General features: G+C 52.3%; 21 protein-coding genes. 10 read left to right on the plus strand and 11 right to left on the minus strand.

Going from position 1 to position 25,368, the window contains the following annotated elements:
- Positions 1 to 6: 6 nt before the first annotated feature.
- The 4 genes from hyfB to BEB54_RS11700 form a co-directional block, all read right to left on the minus strand.
- Complete coding sequence (hyfB, locus tag BEB54_RS11685; RefSeq protein ID WP_105277642.1) at positions 7 to 2,025, minus strand: hydrogenase 4 subunit B; 2,019 nt, start codon at positions 2,023 to 2,025, stop codon at positions 7 to 9.
- Entirely contained in the window at positions 2,025 to 2,642 is a 618-nt protein-coding gene (gene hyfA, locus BEB54_RS11690) for a hydrogenase 4 subunit HyfA (RefSeq protein WP_001353043.1), read from the minus strand. Before hyfA ends, hyfB begins: the two co-directional genes overlap by 1 nt.
- Positions 2,643 to 2,894: 252 nt before the next feature.
- On the minus strand, positions 2,895 to 3,365 hold the full coding sequence (gene bcp / locus BEB54_RS11695; RefSeq protein ID WP_001068682.1) for a thioredoxin-dependent thiol peroxidase: 471 nt from the start codon (positions 3,363 to 3,365) through the stop codon (positions 2,895 to 2,897).
- The gene (locus BEB54_RS11700; RefSeq protein ID WP_000176186.1) at positions 3,365 to 3,937 is read right to left on the minus strand and encodes a glycine cleavage system transcriptional repressor; all 573 of its coding nucleotides are present in this window, start codon (positions 3,935 to 3,937) and stop codon (positions 3,365 to 3,367) included. Before BEB54_RS11700 ends, bcp begins: the two co-directional genes overlap by 1 nt.
- 145 nt (positions 3,938 to 4,082) lie before the next feature.
- Here BEB54_RS11700 and dapA point away from each other — a divergent pair, with 145 nt between their 5' ends.
- From dapA to ypfH, 6 genes are all read left to right on the plus strand, one after another.
- A complete protein-coding gene (gene dapA / locus BEB54_RS11705; RefSeq protein ID WP_001592471.1) occupies positions 4,083 to 4,961 on the plus strand; it encodes a 4-hydroxy-tetrahydrodipicolinate synthase in 879 nt (292 codons plus the stop codon).
- A gap of 16 nt (positions 4,962 to 4,977) precedes the next feature.
- Positions 4,978 to 6,012 (plus strand): outer membrane protein assembly factor BamC, encoded by a 1,035-nt coding sequence (gene bamC, locus BEB54_RS11710; protein ID WP_032184860.1) that lies wholly within the window; start codon positions 4,978 to 4,980, stop codon positions 6,010 to 6,012.
- A gap of 212 nt (positions 6,013 to 6,224) precedes the next feature.
- Positions 6,225 to 6,938 carry a phosphoribosylaminoimidazolesuccinocarboxamide synthase gene (gene purC, locus BEB54_RS11715; RefSeq protein ID WP_001295467.1) on the plus strand — a complete coding sequence of 238 codons (714 nt, stop codon included), beginning with the start codon at positions 6,225 to 6,227 and terminating at the stop codon, positions 6,936 to 6,938.
- 167 nt (positions 6,939 to 7,105) lie between these two features.
- The gene (gene ypfJ, locus BEB54_RS11720; RefSeq protein WP_105282197.1) at positions 7,106 to 7,969 is read left to right on the plus strand and encodes a KPN_02809 family neutral zinc metallopeptidase; all 864 of its coding nucleotides are present in this window, start codon (positions 7,106 to 7,108) and stop codon (positions 7,967 to 7,969) included.
- Positions 7,970 to 7,983: 14 nt separating this feature from the next.
- Positions 7,984 to 9,999, plus strand: coding sequence for a tRNA cytosine(34) acetyltransferase TmcA (tmcA, locus tag BEB54_RS11725; RefSeq protein ID WP_105282198.1), 2,016 nt, complete (start codon positions 7,984 to 7,986; stop codon positions 9,997 to 9,999).
- Between the two features lie 73 nt (positions 10,000 to 10,072).
- Positions 10,073 to 10,774 carry an esterase gene (gene ypfH, locus BEB54_RS11730; protein ID WP_088541220.1) on the plus strand — a complete coding sequence of 234 codons (702 nt, stop codon included), beginning with the start codon at positions 10,073 to 10,075 and terminating at the stop codon, positions 10,772 to 10,774.
- A 94-nt stretch (positions 10,775 to 10,868) separates the two neighbouring features.
- On the opposite strand, the gene BEB54_RS11735 is transcribed toward ypfH, so the two are convergent.
- The 3 genes from BEB54_RS11735 to BEB54_RS11745 are packed head-to-tail and all read right to left on the minus strand — an operon-like array spanning position 10,869 to position 12,584.
- The gene (locus BEB54_RS11735; protein ID WP_000383836.1) at positions 10,869 to 11,069 is read right to left on the minus strand and encodes a YpfN family protein; all 201 of its coding nucleotides are present in this window, start codon (positions 11,067 to 11,069) and stop codon (positions 10,869 to 10,871) included.
- A gap of 27 nt (positions 11,070 to 11,096) precedes the next feature.
- Positions 11,097 to 12,224, minus strand: a complete 1,128-nt coding sequence (gene dapE / locus BEB54_RS11740) for a succinyl-diaminopimelate desuccinylase (protein WP_001277784.1) — start codon at positions 12,222 to 12,224, stop codon at positions 11,097 to 11,099.
- Between the two features lie 3 nt (positions 12,225 to 12,227).
- Positions 12,228 to 12,584, minus strand: coding sequence for an ArsC family reductase (locus BEB54_RS11745; RefSeq protein WP_000258228.1), 357 nt, complete (start codon positions 12,582 to 12,584; stop codon positions 12,228 to 12,230).
- A 380-nt stretch (positions 12,585 to 12,964) separates the two neighbouring features.
- Between BEB54_RS11745 and ypfM the strand changes: the two genes are divergently transcribed.
- The gene (gene ypfM, locus BEB54_RS11750) at positions 12,965 to 13,024 is read left to right on the plus strand and encodes a protein YpfM (RefSeq protein WP_001386977.1); all 60 of its coding nucleotides are present in this window, start codon (positions 12,965 to 12,967) and stop codon (positions 13,022 to 13,024) included.
- A 98-nt stretch (positions 13,025 to 13,122) separates the two neighbouring features.
- On the opposite strand, the gene acrD is transcribed toward ypfM, so the two are convergent.
- Both acrD and narQ read right to left on the minus strand, forming a co-directional pair.
- Complete coding sequence (acrD, locus tag BEB54_RS11755; RefSeq protein WP_105277644.1) at positions 13,123 to 16,236, minus strand: multidrug efflux RND transporter permease AcrD; 3,114 nt, start codon at positions 16,234 to 16,236, stop codon at positions 13,123 to 13,125.
- Between the two features lie 163 nt (positions 16,237 to 16,399).
- Positions 16,400 to 18,100 (minus strand): nitrate/nitrite two-component system sensor histidine kinase NarQ, encoded by a 1,701-nt coding sequence (narQ, locus tag BEB54_RS11760; protein WP_001353046.1) that lies wholly within the window; start codon positions 18,098 to 18,100, stop codon positions 16,400 to 16,402.
- A gap of 205 nt (positions 18,101 to 18,305) precedes the next feature.
- On the opposite strand from narQ, the gene aegA reads away from it, so the two are divergent.
- The 3 genes from aegA (at position 18,306) to BEB54_RS11775 (ending at position 22,097) form a co-directional block, all read left to right on the plus strand.
- A complete protein-coding gene (gene aegA / locus BEB54_RS11765) occupies positions 18,306 to 20,285 on the plus strand; it encodes a formate-dependent uric acid utilization protein AegA (RefSeq protein ID WP_032184856.1) in 1,980 nt (659 codons plus the stop codon).
- 67 nt (positions 20,286 to 20,352) lie between these two features.
- Positions 20,353 to 20,928: a GDP-mannose pyrophosphatase NudK gene (gene nudK, locus BEB54_RS11770; protein ID WP_032184855.1), complete on the plus strand. Its 576-nt coding sequence runs from the start codon at positions 20,353 to 20,355 to the stop codon at positions 20,926 to 20,928.
- 125 nt (positions 20,929 to 21,053) lie between these two features.
- A complete protein-coding gene (locus BEB54_RS11775) occupies positions 21,054 to 22,097 on the plus strand; it encodes a DUF1176 domain-containing protein (RefSeq protein WP_105277645.1) in 1,044 nt (347 codons plus the stop codon).
- A 128-nt stretch (positions 22,098 to 22,225) separates the two neighbouring features.
- Here BEB54_RS11775 and tkt read toward each other — a convergent pair whose 3' ends face one another.
- Both tkt and tal read right to left on the minus strand, forming a co-directional pair.
- Positions 22,226 to 24,229 carry a transketolase gene (gene tkt / locus BEB54_RS11780; protein ID WP_105277646.1) on the minus strand — a complete coding sequence of 668 codons (2,004 nt, stop codon included), beginning with the start codon at positions 24,227 to 24,229 and terminating at the stop codon, positions 22,226 to 22,228.
- A gap of 19 nt (positions 24,230 to 24,248) precedes the next feature.
- Positions 24,249 to 25,199 carry a transaldolase gene (gene tal / locus BEB54_RS11785; RefSeq protein ID WP_001003725.1) on the minus strand — a complete coding sequence of 317 codons (951 nt, stop codon included), beginning with the start codon at positions 25,197 to 25,199 and terminating at the stop codon, positions 24,249 to 24,251.
- Positions 25,200 to 25,368 lie beyond the last annotated feature (169 nt).

Raw genomic sequence — 25,368 nt, forward strand, 5'->3', positions numbered from 1 at the left:
ATTTCCTTAGACGGCAATAGCGATTAGCAGCACAACCAGTGCGGCGACCACATACAGGCAATAGAGACGAAAGTCGCCGCTTTGCAGATGCTGTATTTCTTTGGCCAGCCGTTGGGTGGCGCTCACGATGGGGCGGATCACCCGCTCATCCCAAAAGGGTTCTGTGCTCTGAGCCCTGGCGGTGACGTGCGCAAGACCTTTATTTAGCCTCAGCGTAGGGTCGAGCTGTTGTCGTAGACGAAATAACGCAGAAAAGACCACACGCAGCGGCTGCATCACGCCATTGCCTGACGGGGCCATCGCATTTTCCCAGCCGTAGCCGCATGCCCAGGCATCTCCTGTGCGACGAAACGCTGCGCGGCGCGAACGACACCACAGCCAGTAAAGGCCAGGCAGCAAAGGCATCGCCAGTAGTAACAGCAACAGTAATGAGGGAGTGACCCGTGTATGAAACGTGCCGGGTACAAGTGCTATTCCGCTGGCGACAGTGACGGGAGGGGTATTGGTAAACGCATGGGCAATGTGCATTATTTTCGGTGCCAGCCAACTGGCACTAAGCGCAATTAATACGCAGAAAGCCGCGAGCAGTAGCATGGCGACGATCATCGTATTTGGCACTTCCTGTGCCTCTTCAGCGTGTGTACTGCGCGGCGCACCACAGAAAGTAATGCCGTACATTTTGACGAAGCACATTACTGCCAGCCCACCAGTGACTGCCAGCATCACCATAGCAATAGGACCCGCAAGTTGTAGCGCTACTGCTTCCACACGACTTAGTGAGAACAGCGACTGCCAGGTGTACCATTCGCTGATAAAACCATTCAGCGGAGGAATGGCTGATATCGCGAGGCAACCAATCAGGCATGCTGCGGCTGTCCACGGCATCCGTTTTGCCAGTGCCCCCATTTTTTCCATGTCGTGGGTATGCAAACGCGAAATAATCGCACCCGCGCCGAGAAATAGCAGCCCTTTGAACAGCGCATGGTTGAGCAGATGAAACAGTGCGCCGAGCAGTCCAACCACGGTGAGCAGCGGGTCGTGCAGTGACAGACCGACCATGGACACACCGACCGCCAGCAAAATAATGCCGACGTTTTCGACGGTACTCCAGGCCAGCAGCCGTTTGATATCCTGTTCCGCCAACGCATACAGCACGCCCAGGAGCGCGGAGATTGCGCCGATCGCCATCACCAGAATGCCCCACCACAGCGGCAAACCCGTTTGCGCCAGCAGATCCATCGCCACTTTCAGGATGCCGAAAATACCGATTTTGACCATTACGCCAGACATCAACGCCGAAGCGTGCGATGGTGCGGCAGGGTGAGCGCGCGGCAACCAGCTGTGCAACGGCATCATCCCGGCTTTCGCGCCAAAACCGAAGAAGGCCAGCAGGAACACCGCCGACGCCAGCCCCGGAGAAAGTGAAAGCGTGCGGAAACTGGCAAAATCGAGGTTGCCGCTTTCGCGCCACATCAGCAAGAAGGCAATCATAATCAGCACCGATCCGGCGTGGGCGATAAAAAAGTAGAGCATGCCAGCGTTGATTGACGTTTTATCCTGCCTGGCAATGACCAGAAACCAGGAAGACAGCGACATCATTTCAAACAACACGATGAACCAAAAAGCGTTGTCCATCACCAGCAGGGCAACCATCGATGCGATGAAAAGATTCATAAAGAAGCCCATCGCCGCCGCGCCTTTGCCCTCGTATTCGCGCATATAAGTCAATGAATAGAGCGAACAAACCACCACCAGCAAGGAGATAACCAGCACCATAAATGCCGAGAGGCTATCCATTCGCAGGGTTAAATCGGCAAAGTCAAAAGGCGTGGCAAAACGGGCGACTAAAGTTACGCCTGCATGTAATTGCGTAATTCCGCTGATGATGCCAATCGCGCCGCCCACCAGCGATGTGATGCCGGAAAGCTTAATAGCCAGTCTGTCCAGACCGAGTAAAAACAGCGAAGCCAGACTGGCAAACAGATAGAGGATCAGCGACCAGGTTAATAATTGCAGGGCATCCATTAGCGTTGCTCCTGAGTGAGGGAAAGGGGATCCTCCCCGCCATTGGCAAACCAGCTTGCGGCAAGGCGCTGTTTTTCTTTCATCTGACGTTGCAGGCTATCGTCGGTGATCAGCCGTAACGCATGATTCGGGCAAGCGCGAACGCAGGCCGGACCTTCTGGCAAGAAATCACACAGGTCGCATTTCACCGCGACGGTCTGGACACCCGGTTCCCAGCGCAGCAAAGCATGTTGGGTCGGCGCGTTTTCTTCCCCGTCTTTGAGTGAGCCGTCAGCCTGAAAAACATATTGCGCAGGGGCATTCACCGGACGGCTTCCTGAAGCGCTGATTGCGCCAAATGGGCAGACCACGGCGCAAAGCTTGCAGCCAATACAGAGGCTTTCGTTGAGTTGGATCGCATCATCTCTCTGGGAGATGGCATTGACCGGGCAGACCTGCAGGCAAGGGGCTTCCTCACAGTGATGACACACGACAGGGGCAGTGAGTGTTGACGTCTTCGCCAGGGCCAGGCGCGGGTGTTGCTGTAAACCTTGCGTTTTATGCACGTCCGAACAGGCAGCGAGACAGGTATTACATCCTGTACACCACAGTGGTTCGGCCACCACAAAGCGGTTCATGTCGGCTCCTTGAAAATGATATGAAACATTGCATTTCATATTGCATAAAGGATGCCAGTCTGATTAATTTAATATATTCAATAAGTTATATGTTAACTGGATTCTGAACGGTACAAAAATGATGGTCATTAACGTTCAGCAATAAATGGATTCGACACCCGTGTCGCAGGGGAAAGCGAGAATGTGATCTTGATCACGAGAAGTGAGGTGTGCTGGCCGCAAGCGCAGCCAGCACTGAATGGAGCGAAGTAATCAGGCGTGTTCTTTCAGCCAGTTCAGCACAACGTCGTGGTGATTGCTGGTTTTGAAATCGTCAAAGACATGTTCGATTTTGCCATCAGCGTCAATCAGGAAGCTGATGCGATGAATACCATCGTAGGTTTTGCCCATGAAGGACTTTTCACCCCAGACGCCGAATTGTTCGCACACCTGGTGGTCCTCATCAGACAGGAGCGTAAAGTTAAGCAGCTCTTTTTCCGCAAAACGGGAGAGTTTTTCGGGTTTATCGGTGCTGATACCCAGCACATCAACGCCCGCTTTTTTCAACTCATCCATGTTATCGCGTAAGCCGCAGGCCTGTACGGTACAGCCGGGGGTCATGGCTTTTGGGTAAAAATAAACCAGAACACGCTGTCCCTGGAAGTCGGTCAAATTAACTTGTTCTCCGTCTTGATCCGGCAAGCTAAATTTCGGTGCGATATCACCGGCTTTCAGTGGATTCATTACTTAACTCCATCCTGTTCATCATGTGGGGAATAATTGACGACGTTTATACTGCCTTGTGCATTGAGTTCTGTACATAGGGCTTTGAACGCTTGCTCAATATTTGCTGCATCCGCAGAGGCGGGACTGTGGGCAGTAATCTGAATATGCAACTGCGCAGCCCGTTCATTTTCAGCAGGTTGCGTGCGCGATACCAGCTCCGCAATGTTCATATGGTGCGCGTCGAAAAGTGCCGTGAAGCGTTCAATTAAATGCGGGGAGTCTGCCACATCGACCTGAACCCAGACAGATGCTGGCATTGGCGGACGCGGACGCGCCGTCGTGCGCTTCATCACGATTAAAAGATCCAGTTCGGCACCTTTCAACGGTAACGTTGATTCAATCAGAGTGATGGCATTCCATGAACCGGAAAGCAGCATGATAAACGTGAACTCTTCTCCCAGCATTGCCAGGCGACTGTCTTCGATATTACAGCCGCAACTACTGACATGACGGGTGATGGTGTTCACAATTCCAGGGCGATCGGCACCCAACGCAGTGATCACCAGATAATGTTGCGATGACAGTGTCAAACTGGTTATTCCTTTAAGGGGTGAGTTGTTCTTAAGGAAAGCATAAAAAAAACATGCATACAACAATCAGAACGGTTCTGTCTGCTTGCTTTTAATGCCTTACCAAACGTACCATTGAGACACTTGTTTGCACAGAGGATGGCCCATGTTCACGGGAAGTATTGTCGCGATTGTTACTCCGATGGATGAAAAAGGTAATGTCTGTCGGGCTAGCTTGAAAAAACTGATTGATTATCATGTCGCCAGCGGTACTTCGGCGATCGTTTCTGTTGGCACCACTGGCGAGTCCGCTACCTTAAATCATGACGAACATGCTGATGTGGTGATGATGACGCTGGAGCTGGCTGACGGGCGCATTCCGGTAATTGCAGGGACCGGCGCTAATGCCACTACGGAAGCCATTAGCCTGACGCAGCGTTTCAATGACAGTGGTATCGTCGGCTGTCTGACGGTAACCCCTTACTACAATCGTCCGTCGCAAGAAGGTTTGTATCAGCATTTCAAAGCCATCGCTGAGCATACTGACCTGCCGCAAATTCTGTATAATGTGCCGTCCCGTACTGGCTGCGATCTGCTCCCGGAAACGGTGGGCCGTCTGGCGAAAGTAAAAAATATTATCGGAATCAAAGAGGCAACAGGGAACTTAACGCGTGTAAACCAGATCAAAGAGCTGGTTTCAGATGATTTTGTTCTGCTGAGCGGCGATGATGCGAGCGCGCTGGACTTCATGCAATTAGGCGGTCATGGGGTTATTTCCGTTACGGCTAACGTCGCAGCGCGTGATATGGCCCAGATGTGCAAACTGGCGGCAGAAGGGCATTTTGCCGAGGCACGCGTTATTAATCAGCGTCTGATGCCATTACACAACAAACTATTTGTCGAACCCAATCCAATCCCGGTGAAATGGGCATGTAAGGAATTGGGTCTTGTGGCGACCGATACGCTGCGCCTGCCAATGACTCCAATCACCGACAGTGGTCGTGAGACGGTCAGAGCGGCGCTTAAGCATGCCGGTTTGCTGTAAAGTTTAGGGAGATTTGATGGCTTACTCTGTTCAAAAGTCGCGCCTGGCAAAGGTTGCGGGTGTTTCGCTTGTTTTATTACTCGCAGCCTGTAGTTCTGACTCACGCTATAAGCGCCAGGTCAGTGGTGATGAATCCTACCTGGAAGCAGCACCGCTTGCGGAGCTTCATGCCCCGGCTGGAATGATTTTGCCGGTGACCTCCGGTGATTACGCAATCCCGGTGACCAACGGTAGTGGTGCTGTCGGTAAGGCGCTGGACATTCGTCCACCAGCCCAGCCGCTGGCACTGGTTTCTGGCGCGCGTACCCAGTTCACGGGCGATACCGCTTCATTGCTGGTGGAAAATGGTCGTGGCAATACTCTGTGGCCGCAGGTGGTTAGCGTGCTGCAGGCGAAAAACTACACCATCACCCAACGTGATGATGCTGGTCAGACACTGACCACCGATTGGGTACAATGGAACCGTCTGGACGAAGACGAGCAGTATCGTGGTCGTTATCAAATCTCTGTTAAGCCGCAGGGTTATCAGCAGGCGGTTACGGTTAAACTGCTGAACCTGGAACAGGCGGGCAAACCGGTTGCAGACGCGGCTTCCATGCAGCGTTACAGCACGGAGATGATGAACGTTATTTCCGCCGGTCTGGATAAATCTGCCACTGACGCCGCGAACGCTGCGCAAAATCGTGCCTCCACCACTATGGACGTACAAAGTGCAGCTGATGACACCGGTTTACCGATGCTGGTCGTACGCGGGCCGTTCAATGTGGTTTGGCAACGTCTGCCAGCGGCGCTGGAAAAAGTGGGCATGAAAGTGACCGACAGCACCCGTTCGCAGGGCAACATGGCCGTAACTTACAAGCCGCTGTCTGACAGCGACTGGCAGGAACTGGGCGCGAGCGATCCAGGCCTGGCATCCGGTGACTATAAACTGCAGGTTGGCGATTTAGATAACCGCAGCAGCCTACAGTTCATCGATCCGAAAGGTCATACTCTGACTCAGAGTCAGAACGACGCGCTGGTAGCTGTCTTCCAGGCTGCGTTTAGCAAGTAAAAATACAGGGCTGGAGTCATCCGGCCCTTTTTTCTGATATGATACGCAAACGTGTGCGTCGGCAGAAAAATGCGATTTTAGCGGTAATTCGCACGAAATTTGTTTGTCGGACGTAGGTCGGATAAGGCGTTCTTGCCGCATCCGACAAAACATCCGGCACACCAGACAGCAAAAGATTTTAAAACGTTAATTCACACCCAGGAGTGATAAAGATGCAAAAGCAAGCTGAGTTGTATCGTGGTAAAGCGAAAACCGTATACAGCACGGAAAACCCGGACCTGTTGGTGCTCGAATTCCGCAATGATACGTCAGCAGGGGATGGCGCGCGCATTGAGCAGTTTGATCGCAAAGGTATGGTGAACAACAAGTTCAACTACTTCATTATGAGCAAACTGGCTGAAGCGGGTATCCCGACTCAAATGGAGCGTCTGCTCTCCGATACCGAATGTCTGGTGAAAAAGCTGGATATGGTGCCGGTTGAGTGTGTCGTGCGTAACCGTGCTGCTGGCTCTCTGGTGAAACGTCTTGGAATCGAAGAAGGTATTGAGCTGAACCCGCCGCTGTTCGATCTGTTCCTGAAAAACGACGCCATGCACGATCCGATGGTCAACGAATCTTACTGCGAAACCTTTGGCTGGGTGAGCAAAGAGAATCTGGCGCGTATGAAAGAGCTAACCTACAAAGCGAACGACGTGCTGAAAAAACTGTTCGATGATGCTGGTCTCATTCTGGTCGACTTCAAGCTGGAGTTTGGTCTGTACAAAGGCGAAGTGGTTCTGGGCGATGAGTTCTCCCCGGACGGCAGCCGCCTGTGGGACAAAGAAACACTGGAGAAAATGGACAAAGACCGTTTCCGCCAGAGCCTCGGTGGCCTGATCGAAGCCTATGAAGCCGTTGCCCGCCGCCTGGGTGTACAGCTGGACTGATTTTTCTATTCATCATCTTGCCGTGCTGCTGGCACGGCAAGACAACCGCTCTCATAAGATGTGCATTGAACGCTCATTCCTCCGCCATTTCATCCCGCTTTCCTGTGGTAATCTTCCTCTGAACCACCTACGATCATTTCTATAATGAATATATTGTTGAGGTATCTATGCGTTGGCAAGGGCGACGTGAAAGTGACAATGTTGAAGACAGGCGCAATAGCTCCGGTGGTCCGTCAATGGGCGGTCCCGGTTTCCGTCTGCCAAGCGGTAAAGGCGGGCTGATTTTACTGATAGTCGTGCTGGTTGCAGGCTACTATGGCGTTGATTTAACCGGATTGATGACCGGACAGCCGGTTTCCCAACAACAATCAACGCGGTCAATTAGCCCTAATGAAGACGAAGCCGCAAAATTCACCTCGGTGATTCTGGCAACCACGGAAGACACCTGGGGACAGCAATTCGAGAAGATGGGTAAAACCTATCAGCAACCGAAGCTGGTCATGTACCGTGGAATGACGCGCACCGGCTGCGGGGCGGGCCAGTCCATTATGGGACCGTTCTATTGCCCGGCGGATGGCACGGTTTATATCGATCTCTCCTTCTATGATGACATGAAAGACAAACTTGGCGCGGATGGCGATTTTGCCCAGGGGTACGTTATCGCCCATGAAGTCGGTCATCATGTGCAGAAACTGTTAGGCATCGAGCCGAAAGTCCGGCAACTGCAACAAAACGCGACGCAGGCGGAAGTAAACCGCTTATCTGTGCGTATGGAACTCCAGGCCGACTGTTTTGCCGGTGTCTGGGGGCATAGCATGCAGCAGCAAGGCGTTCTGGAAACCGGCGATCTGGAAGAAGCGCTGAATGCGGCGCAGGCCATCGGCGATGACCGTTTACTGCAGCAAAGTCAGGGGCGAGTCGTACCAGACAGTTTCACTCATGGCACTTCTCAGCAACGCTACAGCTGGTTTAAACGTGGTTTCGACAGCGGCGATCCGGCACAATGCAATACTTTTGGTAAAAGCATTTAACTTTCGGGGCAGGGATGGCTGAACTGACTGCGCTTCACCCATTAACAGCGCAAATGAAACGTGAAGGGATCCGCCGCTTGCTGGTGTTGAGCGGGGAAGAACGTTGGTGCTTTAACTGTGCGCTTAAGTTGCGTGATGCTTTACCTGGCGACTGGTTGTGGGTTTCACCGCAGCCAGTCGCTGAAAACCACTGTACTCCCTCGGCGCTACAAACTTTACTTGGGCGCGAGTTCCGGCATGCGATATTCGACGCCCGCCAGGGCTTTGATGCCGCTGCCTTTGCGGCACTTAGCGGAACGTTGAAAGCGGGAAGCTGGCTGGTGTTGTTACTCCCTGTATGGGAAGAGTGGGAAAACCAACCGGATGCCGACTCGCTGCGCTGGAGTGATTGCCTTGACCCTATTGCCACGCCGCATTTTGTCCGGCACCTCAAACGCGTACTTACGGCGGATCACGACGCTATCCTCTGGCGGCAAAACCAGCCGTTCACGTTGACGCATTTTATTCCCCGTACTGACTGGCAACCCGCGACCGGCGCACCACAACCAGAACAACAGCAACTCTTACAGCAGCTACTCACCATGCCGCCGGGTGTGTCAGCGGTAACTGCTGCGCGTGGGCGCGGTAAGTCGGCGCTGGCAGGGCAACTCATTTCTCGTATTGCGGGTAGTGCGATTGTCACCGCGCCTGCAAAAGCGGCAACGGATGTACTGGCACAATTTGCGGGCGAAAAGTTTCGCTTTATTGCGCCGGATGCCTTGTTAGCCAGCAATGAGCAAGCCGACTGGCTGGTGGTCGATGAAGCCGCAGCCATACCTGCGCCGTTGTTGCATCAACTGGTGTCGCGTTTTCCTCGAACGTTGTTAACCACTACGGTGCAGGGCTACGAAGGTACCGGACGTGGTTTTTTGCTGAAATTTTGTGCGCGTTTCCCGCATTTACACCGTTTCGAATTGCAACAGCCGATCCGCTGGGCGCAGGGATGCCCGCTGGAAAAAATGGTCAGCGAGGCACTGGTTTTTGACGATGAAAACTTCACTCACGAACCACAAGGTGACATCGTCATTTCCGCTTTTGAACAGACCTTATGGCGAAGCGATCCGGATACACCGTTAAAGGTATATCAGCTATTGTCTGGCGCGCACTACCGGACCTCGCCGCTGGATTTACGCCGCATGATGGATGCACCTGGGCAACATTTTTTCCAGGCGGCTTGTGAAAACGAGATCGCCGGGGCGCTGTGGCTGGTGGAGGAGGGCGGATTATCTCAAGAACTCAGCCAGGCGGTATGGGCAGGTTTTCGTCGCCCGCGGGGTAATCTGGTAGCCCAGTCGCTGGCGGCGCACGGCAGCAATCCACTGGCAGCGACATTGCGCGGACGGCGGGTCAGCAGGATAGCTGTTCATCCAGCTCGTCAGCGTGAAGGCGTTGGGCAACAGCTTATTGCCCGTGCTTTAAACTATACGCATGACCTCGACTATCTTTCGGTGAGTTTTGGCTACACCGAGGAGTTATGGCGTTTCTGGCAACGCTGCGGTTTTGTGCTGGTTCGAATGGGTAATCATCGTGAAGCCAGCAGCGGTTGCTATACGGCGATGGCACTGTTACCGATGAGTGATGCGGGTAAACAGCTGGCTGAACGTGAGCATTACCGTTTACGTCGCGATGTGCATGCTCTCACGCAGTGGAATGGCGAAACGCTCCCCGTCGATCCACGAAATGATGCCGTCCTTTCTGAGGACGACTGGCTTGAACTGGCCGGTTTTGCTTTCGCTCATCGTCCGCTATTAACGTCGTTAGGTTGCTTAACGCGTCTGCTACAAACCAGTGAACTGGCATTACCGGCGCTGCGTGGTCGTTTACAGAAAAACGCCAGTGACGCGCAGTTATGTACCACACTTAAACTTTCAGGCCGCAAGATGTTACTGGCCCGTCAGCGAGAAGAGGCCGCGCAGGCGCTGTTCGCACTTGATAATGTTCGCACTGAGCGTCTGCGCGATCGCATAACGCAATGGCAATTTTTTCACTGACTCCTTCAATTTTCTCCCATGGTCATTGTGAGTCAGCGGCGTAAAATTAATGACATCAGTTAAGGAGTTCGCCATGAAACATGACCATTTTGTTGTTCAAAGCCCGGATAAACCTGCACAACAGTTGTTACTGCTTTTCCACGGTGTCGGGGATAACCCGGTAGCGATGGGTGAGATCGGCAGCTGGTTTGCGCCGCTGTTTCCTGATGCACTGGTGGTGAGCGTCGGTGGCGCGGAGCCGAGCGGTAATCCGGCGGGGCGTCAGTGGTTTTCGGTGCAGGGTATTACGGAAGATAATCGCCAGGCGCGTGTGGATGCCATCATGCCGACGTTTATTGAGACGGTGCGCTACTGGCAGAAACAGAGCGGAGTAGGGGCTAACGCCACGGCGCTAATCGGTTTCTCACAAGGCGCGATTATGGCACTGGAGAGCATTAAAGCCGAACCGGGTCTTGCTTCGCGCGTCATTGCCTTTAACGGACGTTACGCCAGCTTGCCGGAAACCGCGTCTACAGCCACGACAATTCATTTGATTCATGGCAGTGAAGATCCGGTTATCGATCTGGCGTATGCGGTTGCGGCGCAGGAAGCGTTAATCAGTGCCGGTGGCGATGTGACGCTGGATATTGTGGAGGATTTAGGCCATGCGATCGACAATCGCAGTATGCAATTTGCCCTGGATCACTTGCGTTATACCATTCCGAAACATTATTTCGACGAAGCGCTAAGTGGTGGCAAACCTGGCGATGATGATGTAATTGAAATGATGCAATAATAGCCTGGTAGGCCTGATAAGACGCGTGAGCGTCGCATCAGGCATCGTTCACCATTGCCGGATGCGGCATTAACGCCTTATCCGGCCGCTCAGCTTACTTCTTCGGTTGATCCTTTTTCGGCCAGTCGTCGTCATCGTCCCACTTATCGTTGAAATCACGATGCGGGGGAAGCTCCGGCTTGTTGGCGAGAAATTTCTTATGGTCGACGCGCTTGAGATCTTTAATCACGTTCAGCAGGACGCCTACCAAAAAGACAATCACCAGAATCCACCAATATTTAGCCAGCCAGTCCATGCTTATTTCCTCTTGCAGAACCACTCATCAGGCGACGAGCTGTTCCATGATACGTTGATACATACGGGCAAGTAGCTGCAGGTCGGCAGCGTTCACACATTCATTAATTTTATGAATAGTGGCATTGACCGGCCCGAGTTCCACCACCTGCGCCCCCATGCGGGCAATAAAGCGCCCGTCGGACGTTCCGCCTGTGGTCAGTAGCTGCGGTTTAATTTCATTATAGTGCTCAACCGCGTTAACGACCGCATCCACCAGTTTACCGCGCGCGGTCAAAAATGGCTGCCCGGAAAGCCACCAATCCACCGTATAGCGCAGTTGATGTTTTTCAAGCAGGGCAAGTACCTGCGCTTTGATCATCTCATCAGTCAGTTCGGTGCTGAAGCGGAAGTTAAACTGCACAAACAGTTCACCCGGAATAACGTTGTTACTGCCCGTTCCCGCCTGAATATTGGCAATCTGCATACTGGTCGCCGGGAAAAATTCATTACCCTGATCCCACTCGATAGCCACTAGCTCATTTAGGAAAGGTGCTGCGCGATGTACCGGGTTGTCAGCCAGATGCGGGTAGGCTACATGCCCCTGCACGCCATGAATGGTGAGGTTGCAGGTTAACGATCCGCGACGACCATTTTTCACCACGTCACCAACCACTTCGATGCTCGATGGTTCGCCGACCAGGCAGTAATCGAGACGCTCATTACGCGCCATTAACGCTTCGACGACTTTTACCGTACCGTTGTGGGCACTGGCTTCTTCATCAGAAGTGATCAGGAATGCCAGTCGACCTGTATGGTTGGGATGTTGCGCGACAAAACGTTCTGCTGCTACCACCATCGCCGCCAGTGAGCCTTTCATATCTGCCGCACCACGCCCGAACAACATGCCGTCACGAATGGTTGGTTCAAACGGCGGATTAATCCAACGGTCGGCGTCGCCAGGCGGTACCACGTCGGTATGTCCGGCAAAGGCTAACGTTTCGCCCTGCCCACGCCACGCCCAAAAGTTTTGCGTATCGGCAAAGTCCATGCGTTCAACGGTAAAACCGATCGCCTGCAGACGTTCGATCATGATTGCCTGACATCCCGCATCATCAGGGCTTAAGGATGGGCGGCGAATAAGCTGCTGGGTCAGCTCAATAACCGGGCACGACATAGACTACACCTCATGGAAAAATTGCTGATAACTGGAATCACTGAAACCCAGCAGCATAGGCTTCCCGGGCGCACAGAGCAATGGGCGTTTGATAATTGCAGGCATTTCAGTCATTAATGCCGCCGCAGAGGCCGCATCGGTGATTTTATTGCGGGTGGTTTCGTCCAGTTTACGCCAGGTTGTACCACGGGTGTTGAGTAACGCTTGCCAGCCTAATTCGTTGATAAAACCGTTCAATAATCCGCTGTCCAGCCCATCAATGCGGTAATCATGAAAACGATAGGCGATGTTATTGGCTTCCAGCCAACGGCGAGCCTTTTTAATGGTGTCACAATTTTTGATGCCGTAAAGTGTAACCATAATGAATCCTTTTTCGATTTATGAGAATAAATACTCATTTAAGGGTGAAAACATTTTGCCTGCAAATCATTATCAAGAAATATAACATTATCGAAGTATTCAAATTGACAACTATTAAATAATATTAAACATTTTTAACGTAAGCATTAAGAATATTCATCTTGTTATCTGCCTGTATTTTAAACAGAATTAAACCAGTACTAGATTCCGTATGAATATCTCGAAATGTTGCTGTGTATCACATACAAATCATTGCTGCAGGACCATAGTATTTACATAAAGTTTGTCCCCCGGAGGTAGTCATCGCAGCAATCGAGTAAATTAGCTTCACCACGGTATATTGTTTCCGTAGAATACCCATAATTATAAGAGAGGTTGTTATGATTGAACGTGAACTGGGGAACTGGAAAGACTTTATCGAAGTTATGCTTCGTAAGTAATTCCTGAGACAAAGTACAAACAGAAAGTACCTGCTGAACAGGTTCTTTATCGGAAAGTTGAAAAAGGCGACACATTGGTATGTCGCCTTTTTAATTGCTTATTCCGGGCGTGGCTTCAGCGGGAAGCGGCGGCGCACCAGCACAAAGAACAGCGGCACGAAGTAAATAGCCAGAATCGTGGCCGAAATCATCCCGCCCATTACGCCAGTACCCACCGCATGCTGGCCACCGGAACCGGCCCCTGTGCTGGTTGCCATTGGCAATACGCCGAAGATAAAGGCCAGAGAGGTCATCAGAATCGGACGTAAACGCTGACGGCAGGCGTGGAGCGTCGCTTCAAACAGGTCGTGGCCTTTTTGGTTCATCTCGTTAGCAAACTCGACGATAAGGATGGCGTTTTTCGCTGATAAACCAATCACCGTTAACAGGCCTACCTGGAAGTAAACGTCGTTTTCCAGCCCGCGCAGCCATGTTGCCAGCAGCGCGCCGATAACGCCCAGCGGCACGACCAGCATTACCGAGAACGGCACCGACCAGCTTTCATACAGCGCCGCCAGACACAGGAATACCACCAGCAATGAAATGGCATACAGCGCCGGAGCCTGCGCGCCGGAGAGTCGCTCCTGATACGACATCGCCGTCCATTCCAGACCAAAGCCGCTTGGCAACTGCTTCACTAACGATTCCATAATATCCATCGCCGTACCGGTGCTGACCCCCGGTGCGGCTTCCCCGACAATCTCTACCGCTGAATAACCGTTATAGCGTTCCAGACGCGGCGAGCCTGTTTCCCAGCGTGAGGTCGCGAAAGCAGAGAAGGGGACCATGCCACCATCTTTATTTCGTACATACCAGAGATTGATGTCATCTGGCAGCATGCGATATGGCGCAGCGGCCTGCACATAGACTTTCTTCACGCGACCGCGATCCATAAAGTCATTCACATAGCTCGAACCCCACGCGGTTTGCAGCGTGTCGTTAATATCGTCGATAGCAACGCCCAGCGCCTGAGCTTTACGCTGATCGATATCAATCTGCAACTGCGGACTGTCGTCGAGGCCGTTATGGCGTACACGGGTTAACTCCGGATTTTCCGCCGCCAGAGCCAGCAACTGGTTACGTGCTGCCATCAGCGCATCGTGACCCGCACCAGCGTGGTCCTGCAACTCCATATCAAAACCCGCAGAACTGCCAAGGCCACTAATTGCTGGCGGGCTGCTGGCGATAACGCGAGCTTCTTTAATCTTATTAAATTCCTTCGTTGCACGTTCGATAATGGCAAACGAGGTGCCGGTCTTACTGTCGCGTTCGCTCCAGTCTTTCAGGCGGATAAACATTCGTGCCACGTTTTGCCCGTTCCCCCCGGGGCCAGAACCAACGGTGGCAAACACCGACATGATATTGTCTTTTTCATGGGTGAAGTAATACTTCTCGATTTGCTCAACGACTTTCAGGGTCTGTTGTTGGGTTGAACCGCTGGGCAACTGTACCGAGGTAGTAAACATGCCCCGGTCTTCCAGTGGCAAGAACGACGTCGGCAAACGCAGGAACAGGAACACCATGCCGCCAAGCAGCAGGACATAAATCACAATCCAGCGCAGGCTACGGTGGAGAATTTTCGCCACCCCTTTTTCGTAGCGTTCGGCGTTGCGGTTAAACATCTGGTTAAACCAGGCAAAAAAGCCTTTTTGCCCGTGATGCTCACCCTTTTTCAGTGGCTTAAGTAGCGTGGCACACAGAGCCGGAGTGAGGATCATCGCTACCAGTACTGACAGCACCATCGCCGCAACAATGGTAATAGAGAACTGGCGATAGATGGCACCGGTGGTGCCGCCGAAGAAGGCCATTGGTACAAATACCGCCGAAAGCACCATCGCAATCCCGACCAGTGCCCCCTGGATCTGCCCCATCGATTTACGTGTGGCTTCGCGAGGAGTGAGTCCTTCCTCACTCATAATACGTTCGACGTTTTCCACCACCACGATGGCGTCATCCACCAGCAGACCGATCGCCAGCACCATCGCGAACATGGTTAAGGTGTTGACGCTGTAACCGAAGGCGTAAAGTACGGAGAAGGTTCCCATCAACACCACCGGCACGGCGATAGTTGGTATCAGCGTGGCACGGAAGTTTTGCAAGAACAGATACATAACGAGGAAAACCAGGGCGATAGCTTCCAGCAGCGTTTTCACCACGTCTTCAATGGAGGCTTTAACAAATGAGGTGGTTTCATATGCCACCTTGTATTCCAGTCCATGTGGGAAGTACTGCGCCAGTTCGTCGAGACGATTGAGTACCAGCTCCGCTGTTGCCATTTCGTTCGCGCCGGAGGCCAGTTTTACCCCCAGCCCGGAGGCTGGCTTACCGTTGAAGCGGCTGAGATAATCGTATTTCTCTGCCCCCATTTCGACGGTGGCGACATCGCCCAGCCTTACTTCTGAGCCGTCCTGATTCACCCGTAAGGTGATATCGCGGAACTGTTCTGGTGTTTGCAGCAGTGACTGGGCGTTAATGGTGGCGTTGAGCGCCTGCTTATCGATGGAAGGCGTACCACCAAGTTGCCCAACCGCAATCTGCGCGTTCTGTGACTCAATGGCATCAGTGACATCTTTAGCCGTCATCTGAAAACTGTTGAGTTTCGCCGGGTCCAGCCAGATACGCATTGAATATTGCGAACCATAGGCATCGATATCCCCGACGCCATTCACGCGGCTTAATGGGTCCTGAATATTACTGGCAACGTAATCGGCAATATCCTGCTTATCCATCGAACCATCGGTAGAGACGAAGGCAATGGTAAGAATGTTGGTATCGCCGGTTTTACGCACCGTCACGCCCTGATTTTGCACCGCCTGCGGCAACTTTCGCATGGCTGATTGCAGCTGGTTTTGTACTTGCTGCACTGCTTCGTCCGGATCGGTGCCCGCTTTAAAACTTAAGGTGACAGATGCCTGACCGGTGCCACTGCTTTGAGACGACATATACATGAGATTATCGAGGCCGGTCATATTTTGCTCGATAACCTGGGTCACGGTGTTTTCCAGCGTCTGAGCCGATGCGCCGGGGTAGTTAGCGGTTACTCGCACGTTAGGCGGTGCAAGATCCGGGTATTGTTCAACGGGCAATGAGAAAATCGCTAGGGTTCCTGTCAGACACAACAGGATTGCCAGTACCCAAGCAAAAATGGGGCGATCAATAAAGAAATTCGCCATTAAAAGAGGACCTCGTGTTTCTGCGTATTGTTGTTGGCATGCCTTGCTTCACTGTAGCGGCAAGGTACGGACCAATCGTGGAGAAAAAAAGGAGTTAATGTAAATTATCATGCCCTTTTATACTGAACCTTAAGTGCAAGTATTCTTTGGTCAGTAGGTGGCATTACATTAGCTGGCTTTCCTCACCCTCCGCAGAGCGAAAGCTAATACTCACTAACGTGCCGCCACCGGAAGGTTGTGAAAAAGTCAGCGTTCCACCCAGTCGTTCCGCGCGTTCGCGCATAATATTCAGACCATAGTGACCTTCGGGTTCTTTCGGTTCTCCGATGCCAATCCCGTTATCACGGATATAGACTGTGTGATTGCCGTCCGGCGCGGTGACGCAACTAACGGCTATTTCGCTGGCGTTGGCGTGCTTCATCGCATTGAGTACCGCTTCGCGAATAATTTGCAACAAATGCACCTGCATTTGCGCATCCAGCGCCAGTGTTGGCAGACGGCAGTCGAGAGTCAGTTTTGCGCTGGTTTGATTTTGTAACGTATCCAGCATTTCCCGCAACGCGGAGGGAAGATCCGCTTGCTGCAGCGTCAGGCGGAACGTGGTCAACAGCTCGCGTAACTGTCGATAAGCATCATTCAATGCCTGGGAGAAATCGGCCATGATATTTTGTGCGGTGGCGTTATCTTCCGGTATCGAACGTTTAAGTAACGTCAACTGGATACGTAAGTAAGAAAGCACCTGGGCCAGCGAATCATGTAATTCCCGTGCGATGGTGGCACGTTCTTCCATCAACAGTAACTGCTGAAAATGCTTCTGCGCCTGATTAAAGTACAAACCGCGCCCCAGCATCGACGAAACGCTGTTAAGCAGCGGTTCTGATGATGACACGTGGCTATTTTGCCAGTGCAGTTCGCCGTAAACCGTCTCTTGCATCGTTACCGGTAAAATCTGCATCGGCAATTCGGGGTTTGGTTTCCCTTCACTAATCCGCCAGTTTTCACCGACATTCAACTCCAGATATTCAGCCGCTTCATTGTCGCGAACAATCTGCAAAATATGGCGGAAACAATGCACATCTATCTGGCTGGTGTTCAGCGCCTGCGAACACTGATACAACACCTCCAGGCGACGCTTGGCCTCGTGGAGATCACGGGTTTTTTCTTCTACTGACGCTTCCAGCGAACGATACAATTTATGCAGCTCGCTCGACATCTGGTTAAAGGTTTTGGCCAACAGTCCCAGCTCATTGGGCAGACTTGTATCCAGCGGCGGCGAATCGAACTGGCCGTGTTCAATACGCTGACTGGCGGTAACCAGCTGATTCAGCGGGGCAACCACCTGATGGCGTATGCGGCGCAGAGTAAAAAAGACCAGCGTGAAAATACCGATGCCGCCAGCCAGGGAGATCGCCACCACCAGCAGCATTTTGCGTTCGGCGTAGTGCTGTAAAGCCAGCACGAACAGGTCTATCTGATTAACATAATTATTAATATTGGCCTGATACCACGGCAAATCGCCCTTGCTGAGCCGATTATTCATCTCCAGCCAGTTGGCATTCAGATGCGCATAGCGGGTTTTTACTGCCTCTGGCACATACCAGACGTTGAGATTGGTTAACACCGGTGAGTGCAGTGCCTGTTGGAACAGTTGGCGATGCGCATTGAGTTGTGGACTGCCGCTTTGCAAGTCGTAGCCCAGGCGGTAACTCTGCATACGCAACGATCCGGCAATATTGATAGCCTCAGCGTCGCGCAAACTGCTCGCCAGAGTTAGCAGTGCGATACCCGTGGAAAGAATCGACAGCAGCACAATGTAAAAAAAGGCCCGGGCCAGACTGGCCGAGACGGGGCGTTTAACAATCACACGCGTCTTCTCCACATAAAATCATTAATGTTCCAGTTTGCTGAAATGCAATTTAATCAGTGATGGGATTATTTGATCTGCCACAGTTTATAGCGAAATAGTGACTTATTCTGGGCACATGAACATTGCCGATTCCCCTGTAAGTCGGGTAATAACAACACTCATATAAAGAATAAGGTTTTTACAACCAAAAAAGAAGGTCGTTATGAATCGTTTTATTATGGCCAACAGTCAGCAATGTCTGGGTTGTCATGCTTGTGAAATCGCCTGTGTCATGGCTCACAATGATGAGCAACATGTCCTGAGCCAACACCATTTTCATCCCCGAATTACGGTTATCAAACATCAGCAGCAACGTAGTGCGGTGACCTGTCACCATTGCGAAGATGCGCCCTGTGCCCGTAGTTGCCCTAATGGCGCGATCAGCCATGTTGATGACAGCATTCAGGTCAATCAGCAAAAGTGTATTGGCTGTAAATCCTGCGTGGTAGCTTGTCCATTTGGTACGATGAAAATCGTCCTGATACCCGTCGCGGCAGGCAAAGTTAAAGCCACGGCGCATAAATGCGACCTTTGTGCAGGTCGCGAAAGTGGTCCTGCCTGTGTCGAGAATTGTCCGGCGGACGCTCTGCAACTGGTCACTGACGCCGCACTTTCCGGCATAGCGAAATCTCGCCGCCTGCGCACCGCACGTCAGGAGCATCAACCGTGGCATGCCAGTACTGGGGCACCAGAAATGCCAGCGATGAGTAAAGTCGAGCAAATGCAGGCAACCCCCGCGCGAGGCGAGCCGGATAAACTGGCGATTGAAGCGCGCAAAACTGGTTTTGATGAAATTTATCTGCCATTTCGCGCCGACCAGGCACAACGGGAAGCCTCGCGTTGCCTGAAGTGCGGCGAGCACAGCGTTTGTGAATGGACCTGCCCTCTGCATAACCACATTCCACAGTGGATAGAGCTGGTGAAAGCCGGAAATATCGACGCCGCCGTCGAGCTTTCTCACCAGACCAACACCCTGCCAGAAATTACCGGACGCGTTTGCCCGCAAGACCGTCTGTGCGAAGGAGCCTGTACCATTCGCGATGAGCACGGAGCGGTAACTATCGGCAACATCGAACGCTACATTTCGGATCAGGCGTTGGCGAAAGGTTGGCGTCCTGACTTAAGCCATGTCACCAAAGTGGATAAGCGGGTGGCGATTATCGGTGCAGGTCCGGCAGGGCTAGCCTGTGCGGATGTTCTGATCCGCAATGGCGTGGAGGTGACGGTGTACGATCGCCATCCAGAAATCGGTGGCCTGCTCACCTTCGGCATTCCTTCTTTCAAACTGGATAAGTCCCTGCTGGCGCGTCGCCGGGAAATCTTCAGCGCGATGGGGATTCACTTCGAACTCAATTGTGAAGTGGGTAAAGATGTCTCTTTGGATTCGCTTTTGGAACAATACGACGCGGTCTTCGTTGGCGTAGGCACTTACCGTTCCATGAAAGCGGGTTTACCTAATGAAGATGCGCCGGGCGTTTATGACGCGCTGCCATTCCTCATCGCCAACACTAAACAGGTGATGGGACTTGAAGAGTTACCTGAAGAGCCGTTTATCAATACCGCCGGACTCAATGTCGTGGTACTGGGCGGTGGCGACACCGCGATGGACTGTGTGCGTACCGCGCTGCGCCATGGCGCGAGTAACGTCACCTGCGCTTATCGTCGTGATGAAGCTAACATGCCAGGCTCGAAGAAGGAGGTGAAGAACGCCCGTGAAGAGGGGGCCAACTTCGAATTTAACGTCCAGCCGGTGGCGCTTGAGCTGAATGAACAAGGTCACGTCTGCGGGATTCGTTTCCTGCGTACGTGTCTTGGCGAGCCGGATGCCCAGGGGCGTCGGCGTCCGGTGCCGGTGGAAGGCAGTGAGTTTGTGATGCCAGCCGATGCGGTGATCATGGCATTTGGTTTTAATCCTCATGGTATGCCGTGGCTGGAGTCGCACGGTGTAACGGTAGACAAATGGGGCCGCATCATCGCGGATGTGGAAAGCCAGTACCGTTATCAGACCACGAATCCGAAAATCTTCGCCGGTGGTGACGCCGTGCGTGGTGCGGATCTGGTGGTTACCGCAATGGCAGAAGGACGTCATGCGGCACAGGGGATCATTGACTGGCTGGGGGTAAAATCAGTCAAATCTCACTAATAGCCTGCGCAGACAAATCTGGCTTCACAGCGTAAGATAATTGTTCATTTCGCGCTGTGGAGTCGGTATGACGCAACAAATCACCCTCATTAAAGACAAAATTCTCTCCGATAACTATTTCACCCTGCACAACATAACTTACGATCTCACGCGAAAAGATGGCGAAGTTATCCGCCATAAACGTGAAGTTTATGATCGCGGTAATGGTGCGACGATCCTCCTGTACAACGCGAAGAAAAAGACCGTCGTTCTGATTCGTCAGTTCCGCGTCGCTACCTGGGTTAATGGCAATGACAGCGGGCAGCTGATTGAAACCTGCGCCGGGCTGCTGGATAACGACGAACCGGAAGTGTGTATTCGCAAAGAAGCGATTGAAGAGACGGGGTATGAAGTTGGCGAAGTGCGCAAATTATTTGAACTGTATATGTCGCCAGGCGGTGTGACTGAGCTAATCCACTTTTTTATCGCCGAATACAGTGACAGCCAGCGCGCTAATGCGGGCGGTGGTGTCGAAGATGAAGATATTGAAGTGCTCGAGCTGCCGTTCAGCCGGGCGCTGGAGATGATCAAAAGCGGCGAAATACGTGACGGTAAGACGGTGTTATTGCTTAACTATTTGCAAACATCACATTTAATGGACTGAAAAATAACAATAATATTTCGTTGTTTATTATTGGCTCAATCCGATAAATCCGATTGAGCCGCGCTACCTGCGCAACGAAGATACGACTTGTGCTGTTTGTTTGAACTTCTGGGGTCGTACCGTCCATGCGCTATCGCATTTTTCTTCTCTTTTTTTTCGCTTTATTGCCGACGTCTTTGGTGTGGGCGGCACCAGCGCAACGGGCATTTTCCGACTGGCAGGTCACCTGTAATAATCAAAATTTCTGTGTGGCGCGCAATACGGGCAATCATAATGGACTGGTGATGACCCTGAGCCGCAGCGCCGGGGCGCATACCGATGCCGTTTTACGTATTGAGCGCGGCGGGTTGAAGTCGCCGGATGCGTCAGAAGGGGAGATAGCGCCACGGCTGCTGTTAGATGGCGAGCCGTTGGCGTTAAGTGGTGACAAGTGGCGGATTTCACCATGGTTATTAGTAACCGATGATACGACAACCATCACCGCGTTTTTGCAGATGATTCAGGAAGGGAAGGCGATCACCTTACGCGACGGCAATCAGACCATTTCTCTGAGTGGCTTAAAAGCGGCGTTGTTGTTTATAGATGCTCAGCAAAAGCGCCTCGGCAGTGAAACCGCCTGGATAAAGAAAGGGGACGAACCGCCGCTCAGCGTACCGCCAGCGCCTGCGCTAAAAGAGGTCGCGGTAGTGAACCCGACGCCGACCCCACTTTCTCGTGAAGAACGTAACGATTTGCTGGATTACGGTAACTGGCGGATGAATGGTCTGCGCTGTTCGCTTGATCCGTTGCGTCGTGAAGTGAATGTGACTGCGCTGACCGACGATAAAGCGTTGATGATGATTAGCTGTGAAGCAGGCGCGTATAACACCATTGATCTTGCGTGGATTGTGTCGCGTAAAAAGCCACTGGCCTCGCGCCCGGTACGGTTGCGTTTACCGTTCAACAACGGTCAGGAGACCAATGAACTCGAACTGATGAACGCAACATTCGATGAAAAATCGCGTGAACTGGTGACCTTAGCGAAAGGGCGCGGATTAAGCGATTGTGGCATTCAGGCGCGCTGGCGCTTTGACGGTCAGCGTTTTCGCCTGGTGCGTTACGCTGCAGAACCCACCTGCGATAACTGGCATGGACCAGACGCCTGGCCCACGTTGTGGATCACCCGTTAAACATAATAGCGGGGACATGTAAGCCTGATAAGATGCGCCAGGCCGGATAAGACGCGGTAGGCCGGATAAGACGCGTCAGCGTCGCATCCGGCAATCAGCATCCGGCAATCAGCATCCGGCGATCACCATCAGGCACCTTTCACTCCCAGTACCTTATGCGCTTTTGCCACAATATTCTCGGCGGTAAAGCCAAAGAACGGGAACAGCTTATCCGCAGGAGCAGATTCCCCATAACCCGTCATCCCGACAATTGCCCCTTTCAGACCAACATATTTGTACCAGTAATCGGCGATGCCTGCTTCCACCGCCACGCGAGCCGCAACGTTAGAAGGCAACACCGACTCCCGATATTCCTCATCCTGGGCGTCGAAAATATCGGTCGAGGGCAGGGAAACTACGCGTACATTGCGACCTTCTCCCGCTAATTTCTCCGCTGCTTGCAAGGTGATTTCCATCTCTGAACCAGTGGCAATCAAAATAATATCCGGCTTGCCGCCGCTGTCTTTCAACACATAACCACCACGGGCAATCTCTTTTACCTGATCTGGCGTACGTTCCACCTGGGCCAGATTCTGCCTTGAGAGGATCAGTGCTGTCGGTCCGTTGTGACGCTCGACCGCCAGCTTCCAGCCCACCGCAGCTTCCACCTGATCACACGGTCGCCAGGTGCTGAAATTTGGCGTTAAGCGCAGACTGGCCAGTTGCTCAACGGCCTGGTGCGTCGGACCATCCTCCCCCAGACCAATTGAGTCGTGGGTATAAACCATAATTTGCCGCGCTTTCATCAGTGCCGCCATCCGCGCGGCGTTGCGGGCGTATTCAACAAACATCAGGAACGTCGCGGTATACGGGACAAATCCACCGTGGTGCGCGATGCCGTTGGCGATGGCGGTCATGCCAAATTCACGTACCCCGTAGTGAATATAATTCCCCGCTGGATCTTCCTTCAGTGACACAGAACCTTTCCAGATGGTGAGGTTGCTGGGAGCCAGATCCGCCGAACCGCCGAGCAACTCAGGCAGCATTGGCCCGTAAGCGTTAAGCGTATTTTGCGAAGCCTTACGAGTAGCGATTTTCGCCGGATTCGCCTGCAACTCATTGATATATTTCTGCGTCGTTTTTTCCCAGTCTTTTGGTAAACCACCGCTCATCCGGCGAGTAAACTCTTCTGCCAGTTGCGGATGAGCCTTTTTATACGCGGCAAACTTCTCATTCCAGCTCTGCTGTGCTTTTTCGCCTTTTTCGCGAGCGTCCCAGGCGTGATAAATCTCTTTGGGGAGCTCAAATGGCGGATGGTGCCAGCCCAGTTTCTGTCGTGCCAGCGCCACCTCTTCTTCACCCAGCGGTGCACCGTGGGCCTCTTCTTTACCCGCTTTATTGGGTGAACCAAAGCCAATCACCGTACGGCAGATAATCAGCGATGGCTTATCTTTTACGCTTTGCGCTTCAAGAATCGCTTCCTTCACCGCCTGCGGATCGTGACCGTCGATTTCATGGATCACATGCCAGTGATAGGCTTCAAAACGTTTTGCCGTATCGTCGGTAAACCAGCCTTCGGTTTCACCGTCGATGGAAATACCATTGTGATCGTAAAAACCAATCAGCTTGCCCAGCCCCAGCGTGCCCGCCAGCGAACAGACTTCGTGAGAAATACCTTCCATCAGGCAGCCGTCACCCATAAACACATAGGTGAAGTGATCGACAATTTCATGATCCGGCTGGTTAAACTGCGCCGCCAGTGTACGTTCTGCTATCGCCAGTCCGACCGCGTTCGCCAAACCTTGTCCAAGTGGACCGGTGGTGGTTTCAACACCAGGCGTATAGCCAATCTCCGGGTGACCAGGGGTTTTCGAATGCAACTGACGGAAGTTCTTCAGCTCTTCCAGCGGCAGGTCGTAACCGGTCAGATGAAGCAAACTGTAGAGCAGCATCGACGCGTGACCGTTGGAGAGAATAAAGCGGTCGCGATCATACCAGGTTGGATCGGTGGGGTTATGTTTAAGAAAATCGTTCCACAGCACTTCGGCAATATCAGCCATGCCCATCGGCGCGCCGGGATGACCAGAATTGGCTTTTTGTACCGCATCCATACTGAGCGCGCGAATCGCATTGGCAAGGTCTTTTCGGGACATATAACACTCCGTGGCTGGTTTATAGTTTGACGGCAAGAAGATCTTCCAGTTTGCGTTGATCAACGGCGAACAGGCGGATGCCTTCAGAGAGTTTTTCTACCGCCATTGCATCCTGATTGTGCTCCCAACGGAACTCCGCTTCGCTCATCGGGGCTGGGCGTGGGAACGTCTGAGAAGGCGGGATTAATTTGCGCACTACTGGAGAAACTTTTTCCTGCAGCTCCTTCAGCAAATTCGGCGCAATAGTCAGTCGATCGCAGCCGGTTAAGGCGAGGATTTGTTCGGTGCGACGGAAGCTCGCGCCCATTACAATGGTTTCGTAGTGGTGTTGCTTATAGTAGTCGTAGATATTGCGCACTGACTTAACGCCCGGATCTTCTTCCACCACATACGGGTCCATCGGCTTACGCGCCTGATACCAGTCATAAATACGCCCGACAAACGGCGAAATCAGAAAAACGCCTGCTTCTGCACAGGCCCGCGCCTGAGCAAAAGAAAACAGTAGCGTCAGGTTGCAGTTAATACCTTCTTTTTCCAGTTCTTCTGCCGCGCGAATTCCTTCCCAGGTTGAAGCCAGCTTGATCAGAATACGTGATTTCTCAACGCCTTGTTGCTGATACAAGTCCACCAAATGGCGCGCCTTCTCAATACTTTTTTCTTTATCAAAAGAGAGGCGAGCATCAACTTCTGTTGACACGCGACCGGGTACGATTTTGAGAATTTCAGTGCCGAAATTGACCGCCAGTTTGTCACATGCAGCGACCACCTGTTGTTCCTGGGTCTTGCCATTTTTTTTACCCCAGGCGATAGCATCGTCTATTAAATGCTCATATTGTGATAATCCGGCAGCCTTGAGTAACAGCGAAGGATTGGTGGTGGCATCCTGGGGATGATAATGGCGAATGGATTCAATATCGCCGCTGTCTGCCACGACAGTGGTGAACTGTTTGATGCCGTCTAACTCGTTCATAGGAAATACTCCTTGAAAAGTAAAGTGTTAGATGAGTGCGTTAATTCACACTTCTGAGAAATTTCGCTAAACGCATCAAAAAAGCATAGCAGACAGGCATGGTATTGCTGGATTAAGCAGGTAACATCAGTGTTATAGGATTATTACCAAAACATTATGTTAATGGTGA

The sequence above is a fragment of the Escherichia sp. MOD1-EC6021 genome (assembly GCF_002965245.1).
GTDB classification, from domain to species: Bacteria; Pseudomonadota; Gammaproteobacteria; order Enterobacterales; family Enterobacteriaceae; genus Escherichia; species Escherichia coli_F.